Origin of the sequence: Spongiactinospora gelatinilytica, assembly GCF_003236385.1 — a bacterium.
Lineage (GTDB): Bacteria > Actinomycetota > Actinomycetes > Streptosporangiales > Streptosporangiaceae > Spongiactinospora > Spongiactinospora gelatinilytica.
This window is the reverse complement of record NZ_POUA01000423.1, coordinates 1-6,199: the sequence shown is the minus strand read 5'-3', so window position 1 is coordinate 6,199 and position 6,199 is coordinate 1. Positions and strand designations below refer to the sequence as shown.

Sequence of the window (6,199 nt, the reverse complement as noted above, 5' to 3'; positions counted from 1 at the left end):
AGACGTAGTATTAATATTTATAGGATTTATAATTGTAGTACCTAATTATATAAAGAATATAAATGTATTTACTGGATTACATATTGCTGTTTTTTTTTTTTCAAGCAGAAGACGGCATACGATATGAGCGCTAGTCTCGTGGGCTCGGAGATGTGTAGAAGAGACAGCAGCTCCTGGCCAGCATCGGGGCCTGCGAGGCGGCGCACGCCGCGGCCCTGTCGAGGTCGCTGTGAGCACCCTCGACGACCTGCAGCAGACGCTGGCCGCCGAGCACGCCGCGGTCTACGCATACGGCCTCATCGCGGCGCGCACGACCGGCTCGCTGCGCTCGGCGGCGACCACCGCCTACAACGCCCACCGGGCCAGGCGCGACCAGCTCCGGGTGATGATCCGCGAGCGGGGCGGCGCGCCGCGCGAGGCCGCGGCGTCCTACGCGGTGCCGGTCACCCCCGGCTCGGCGGCCGAGGCGACCCGGCTGGCCGTACACGTGGAGGAGGGCGTGACCGCGGCCTACCTGCAACTGGCCGCGACCGCCGAGGTCGCGGTGCGCGAGCGCGCCGCGCTGGCCATGCAGGAGTCGGTCATCCGGGCCTACGGCTTCCGCGCCGAGATCCCGGCGCTGCCCGGCCTGCGCCCGGCCGTGACCCCCGAGCCCACCGCGAAGTCCGGGTCACCGGCGCCCACGCCCGCCACGGGGTGAGCGCCGGCCCACGGGTCAGGAGACGAGCGCGGCGACGCGGTCCACGGCTTCGGCGATCGGGATCTCCTCCCACTCGCCGGACGCCCGGTCGCGCAGCTCCGCCACGCCCTGGGCGAGACCGCGCCCGATCACCAGGATCGTGGGCATGCCCAGCAGCTCGGCGTCCTTGAACTTCACGCCGGGCGAGACCCCCGGCCGGTCGTCCACCAGGACGCGCACCCCGCGCGCCGTCAGCTCCTCCGCGAGCGAGAGCGCGACCCCGATCTGGTCGTCCTTGCCGGTGCCCACGATGTGGACGTCGGCGGGCGCGATCTCGCGCGGCCAGACCAGGCCCAGCTCGTCGTGGCGCTGCTCGGCGATCACCGCGACCGCGCGGGAGACGCCGATGCCGTAGGAGCCCATGGTGATCCGGATCGGCTTGCCGTCCGGGCCGAGCGCGTCCAGCTCGGCGACGTCGGAGTACTTCCGGCCGAGCTGGAAGATGTGCCCGATCTCGATGCCCCGGTCGATGGACAGCGGCGAGCCGCACTGCGGGCAGGCGTCACCGGCCCGGATCTCGGCGGCCTCGATGGTGCCGTCGGGGGTGAAGTCGCGCCCGGCCACCACGTTGGCCGCGTGCCTGCCAGGCTCGTTGGCCCCGGTGACCCACGAGGTGCCATCGACCACCCGCGGGTCGACCAGATAGGTGATGCCGAGGTCCTTCAGCACCTGTGGGCCGATGTAGCCGCGGACCAGGCCCGGGTGGCGCTCGAAGTCGGCGGCCTCGAAGATCTCCGGCTCGCCGGGGGCCACCGCGGCCTCCAGCCGCTTGAAGTCGATCTCGCGGTCGCCGGGGACCCCGATCACCAGCACCTCGGCCTTGTCCGAGCCGGGGGTGCGGATCTTGACCACGACGTTCTTCAGCGTGTCGGCCGCGGTGACGCCCAGCCCGTAGTGCTCGTTGACGAAGTCGACCAGGGTCTGGATGGTCGGGGTGTCCGGGGTGTCGAGCACCCGCAGCGGGGGGTGCTCGGCCGGGCCCGCGGGCGGGGCCGGGGTGGTGACGGCCTCGGCGTTGGCGGCGTACCCGCACGAACGGCAGGCGACGAAGGCGTCCGCGCCGGTCTCGGCCGGAGCCAGGAACTCCTCGGAGGCCGAGCCGCCCATCGCGCCCGAGGTCGCGAAGCAGATGCGGTAGTCGATGCCGAGCCGCTCGAAGGTCCTGATGTAGGTCTCGCGGTGCTGCTCATAAGAGCGCTTGAGGCCCTCGTCGTCGAGGTCGAAGGAGTAGGAGTCCTTCATCACGAACTCGCGCCCGCGCAGGATGCCCGCCCGGGGCCGCGCCTCGTCGCGGTACTTGGTCTGGATCTGGTACAGGGTGACCGGGAAGTCCTTGTAGGAGGACAGCTCGCCCCTGACCATGTCGGCGAACATCTCCTCGTGGGTGGGACCGAGCAGGTAGTCGGCGCCCTTGCGGTCTTTCAGCCGGAACAGCGCCTCGCCGTACTCCGTCCAGCGGCCGGTGGCCTCGTAGTAGTCGCGCGGCAGCAGGGCGGGGAACAGGACCTCCTGCCCGCCCATGCGGTCCATCTCCTCGCGGATCACACGGGTGACGTTGTCCAGCACCTTCTTGCCGAGCGGCAGCCAGGAGTAGATGCCGGGGGCGACCCTGCGCACGTATCCGGCCCGGACCAGCAGCTTGTGGCTGGGGACCTCCGCGTCCACCGGGTCGTCCCGCAGGGTGCGAAGGAACAACGACGACATGCGCAGCAGCACGGCCACTCCCGGATCGAGATCTCGGCCCCCGCCGAAGGGGCCCGCGGAGACCTCCAGGCTATCGGCTCACCAGGGCGGCGCGAGGAGAATGACGGCGGCTGGGACGACGAGCGCCGACATCAGCGCGCGGGCGCGCCCCGCGGTGGTCCCGCGCAGCAGCGCGACCGTGGCCACGACCAGCATGGTGACCACCGCCGCGGGCCAGGGCCAAAAGCCCGGCACGTACTCCACCCACCCCGGCGCGGCCTTGTCCGCCGCGTCGGCCAGCAGCACTCCGCCGAGCAGCCCGGCGGTGAGGTCGCCGGCGATCCCGTGGCGGCGGGCGGCGTAGGCGGCCAGGCCGTACCCGAAGATGGCGACCAGCAGGACGTTGGTCTCGATGGCGCTGCCGCCGCCCCACGCCTGGGCGTCGAAGCCCTCGAAGACCAGCGTGCCGGCCATCGAGGCCACCAGCGGGGCCAGCGCGGCGAGCAGGCTGGACAGCGCCGCCCAGCCGATCCCCGTGGCCGTGCCGCCCACGTAGACGGCCAGGAGGAAGTAGCCGTAGGGGTTGAAGACGGCCGTCACGCCGCGGGGCAGGAAGTTCGTGGCGACCACACCGAAGACGCCGAACAGCAGGCCGAGCGCGAAGGCCGCCACCACGTGCCGCCCGATGCGCTCCTGCCTGCGGTCGTACTCGACGAACCCCTCGTAGCCGGGGTCGCCACCCGCTCCAGGGACCGGCGGGTACCCCGACCTGTCCCGTTTGTCCCCCATATGGTGGAAGGCTGCCCCCCTCCGCGAGGGCTAACCGCCGAGCAGTTCCTCCCAGGCACGGCGCGTGTCACCCGGCCGGGAGGTGTCAAGGGCCTCGGTGAGCCGCCACAGGCCGGGCCGGGCGCGCAGCCGGGCCCGGCCGAGGGGATCGAGCGCGCGCAGCGCGAACCGGACGCCCAGCACGTCGATGGCGGCCGAACCCCGCGAGGCCGGGCCCGCGGCGGCGGCCAGCGGGCCGGCGATGGCGCTGTCGCGCATCTGCTCGGCGAGCAGCGCCGCGACCTCGAAGGCGAACAGGCCGTCGCGCCACTCGATGTGCCAGCTGTGGTCGGTCCCGCGCCACCAGGCGAGGTCGCGGCAGGACTCGATGATCTCGGTCTGCGCGGCCAGCGCCGCCATCACCCGCCCGAGCGCCTCGTAGCGGCGCGCGGCGGGCGCGATGAGGTCATCGTCGATGCCCGGCAGGGCGGCCGGCCCGCGCGGAGGTCCGTGACGCGGTTCGCGCGCGCTCGCGGCGGTGCCGTCCTCAGGCCGCCGCCCGCGCCCTCTTCGCCGTTTGCTCGCCCCTGCGCCCACGAGGTCCAACTGTGATCGGGTAGGTCGGCTTCCCGCAAGCCTCTGGCCGTATTCGGGGCCGGCTTCGGAATTGTCGGCCGCGTTGGCGGACGTCCGGCTTTGGTTTTCCGCGAGTCGCGCCCGGGGGCGGGATGGAACCCAGATGCCCGGCTGTTCGTCCTGGGTGTGTAATGGGGGGCGGTGGACCCCCGAGACGAGGGAGGCGGACGTGCCGCTGCGTGTGGCGATCGTTGGGTCGGGTCCTGCGGGGATCTATACGGCCGAGGCACTGACCAAGCAGTCCGCGGAGCCCGTCGAGGTCGATGTCCTCGAACGGCTGCCGACGCCGTACGGGCTGGTCCGGTACGGTGTGGCTCCCGACCACACCTCGATCAAGTCGATCGCCGGCTACCTGCGCCGGGTTCTCGAGCAGCCGGGCATCCGGTTCCTGGGCGGCGTGGAGCTGGGCCGCCACATCACCGTCGATGACCTGCGCGCCGCCTACGACGCGGTGGTCTACTGCACGGGCGCGATGGTCGACCGGCGGATGAACATCCCCGGCGAGGACCTCCCCGGCAGCGTGGCCGCGACCGACTTCGTCAACTGGTACTGCGGGCACCCCGACGTGCCCGCCGACGCCTTCACCCTGGACAGCACCGAGGTCGCGGTGATCGGGGTCGGCAACGTCGCGGTCGACGTGGTCCGCATCCTGGCCAAGACCGCGGCCGAGCTGCGCACGACCGACGTGCCCGAGGAGGTGCTCGGCGCGCTGGCGGACAGCCAGGTCAAGGCCATCCACATGATCGGCAGGCGCGGGCCCGAGCACGCGAAGTTCACCCTCAAGGAGCTGCGCGAGCTGGGCGAGCTGGCCAACGCCGACGTCTCCGTGCGGCCCGACGAGGCCGGCGACAACGATGTCAGCGAGCTGTCCCGGCAGATCAGGGGCAACGTCGAGGTGCTGCGCGGCTGGGCGGCGCGGACTCCTGTGGGCCGTCCCCGGCGGCTGGACGTACGCTTCTGGCTGCGCCCCGTCGAGATCATCGGCACCGACCGGGTGGAGGGCATCCGGCTGGAGCGCACCGCGCTGTCCGACGGCAGGGTGGTGGGCACCGGCGTGTTCGAGACCATCCCGGCCGGGATGGTGCTGCGCTCGGTGGGCTACCAGAGCGTGCCGCTGCCCGGAGTGCCGTTCGACGAGCGCTCGGCGACTGTGCCCAACACGGCGGGCCGGATCGCCCCGGGCCAGTACGTCGCGGGGTGGCTCAAGCGCGGCCCGACCGGCGTGATCGGCACCAACAAGTCCGACGCGGCCGAGACCGTGCGCACCCTCCTGGCCGACCTGGCCGCCGAGCCCGTCGCGCCGCCGGCCGTGCGGCTGGACGACCTGCTCGCCGAGCGCGGCGTCCGGCCGATCACCTACGCCGAGTGGCTGTCCATCGAGGCCGCAGAGGCCGAACGGGCCCGTTCGCTCGGCCGCGGCGAGCGGGTCAAGCTGGTCGGGCTGGCCGCGATGCTGGCCGCCTGCGGCAGAGAGCAGGCGCCGGCCTGATGCGGGTGACGCTGCCCGACCCGGCCGCGCTCATCCCGGGTTTCGCCGCCGCGTACGCCGCGCAGCGGGCCGCTGAACGGGCGGGGGCCGAGCCCGCCTGGCAGCCGGTCCACACCGTCTACGTACCCGCCGACGTCTTCCGCGCCGGGACGATCGCCGAGTGGGGCCGGGCGGCGGCGGCGATGCTGGCCGCGCACCTGCGCTCCCCCGGCGCGCTCGCCGGCGTGTTCGGCGTCTCCTCCCCCGCGCTCGCCGCCGACGTCCACCGGCGGGTCACCGCCAAGCTGGCCACAGAGCCGGTGGAGGATCTGCGGATCGACTTCGGGGACGGCGGCGGGGGCGATGAGGACGCCGAGGACGCCCGCGCCGAGTCCGCCGCCCGCCATGTGGCGCAGATGCACGCCGCCGGGAGGCTGCCGCGGCGCTGGGGGCCGCGGGTCGGGTCGTTCGCCGCCGGAGACCCGGTGCGCTCCCTGCGGACGCTGGACGGCTTCCTGACGGCCGTGAGCGACCTCGCCGGGGGTCTGCCACCCGGATTCGTCATCACCTTCCCCAGGGTGCTTCAGGAGGCGTATCTCGGCCAGTTCGCCGGCTGCCTGACGGCGCTGGAGCGCGGCCTCGGGCTGGCGGACGGCACGCTGCGCTTCGAGATGCAGGTGGACGACCCGCGCACGCTGCGCTTCCTGCGGCCCGGCCTGGTGGAGGCGGCGGGCGGGAGGCTTGCCGCGGCCCGCTTCGGCGTGTCCGGCTACACGGCGGCCTGCGGGCTGGCCCCACCCGAACAGCGCCCGGACCACCCGGCCTGCGACCACGCCCGCCACATCATGCAGACGGCCTTCGCGGGCACCGGTGTCGAACTGGCGGACGGCTCCCCGGCCCTCGCC

6 protein-coding genes are annotated in these 6,199 nt (G+C 72.8%); 3 read left to right on the top strand and 3 right to left on the bottom strand.

Annotated features, from left to right (window positions below):
• Window positions 1–229 precede the first annotated feature (229 nt).
• Window positions 230–700 (top strand): ferritin-like domain-containing protein, encoded by a 471-nt coding sequence (locus tag C1I98_RS33650; RefSeq protein ID WP_111171376.1) that lies wholly within the window; start codon window positions 230–232, stop codon window positions 698–700.
• A 15-nt stretch (window positions 701–715) separates the two neighbouring features.
• On the opposite strand, the gene C1I98_RS33645 is transcribed toward C1I98_RS33650, so the two are convergent.
• From C1I98_RS33645 to C1I98_RS33635, 3 genes are all read right to left on the bottom strand, one after another.
• Window positions 716–2,455 (bottom strand): proline--tRNA ligase, encoded by a 1,740-nt coding sequence (locus tag C1I98_RS33645; RefSeq protein WP_111171378.1) that lies wholly within the window; start codon window positions 2,453–2,455, stop codon window positions 716–718.
• Between the two features lie 66 nt (window positions 2,456–2,521).
• Window positions 2,522–3,211: a hypothetical protein gene (locus C1I98_RS33640; protein WP_111171375.1), complete on the bottom strand. Its 690-nt coding sequence runs from the start codon at window positions 3,209–3,211 to the stop codon at window positions 2,522–2,524.
• 30 nt (window positions 3,212–3,241) lie between these two features.
• Window positions 3,242–3,787: a hypothetical protein gene (locus C1I98_RS33635; protein ID WP_233508408.1), complete on the bottom strand. Its 546-nt coding sequence runs from the start codon at window positions 3,785–3,787 to the stop codon at window positions 3,242–3,244.
• Window positions 3,788–3,995: 208 nt separating this feature from the next.
• Here C1I98_RS33635 and C1I98_RS33630 point away from each other — a divergent pair, with 208 nt between their 5' ends.
• Complete coding sequence (locus tag C1I98_RS33630; protein ID WP_233508407.1) at window positions 3,996–5,315, top strand: FAD-dependent oxidoreductase; 1,320 nt, start codon at window positions 3,996–3,998, stop codon at window positions 5,313–5,315.
• Window positions 5,315–6,199 (top strand): DUF6986 family protein (locus C1I98_RS42040; protein WP_158558289.1); only part of this gene is annotated, 885 nt, incomplete at its 3' end. The genes C1I98_RS33630 and C1I98_RS42040, both read left to right, overlap by 1 nt.

Coding starts and splice junctions, on each gene's coding strand:
- C1I98_RS33640 (WP_111171375.1), bottom strand. CDS start 3,211: ATGGGGGACAAACGGGACAGGTCGGGGTACCCGCCGGTCCCTGGAGCG.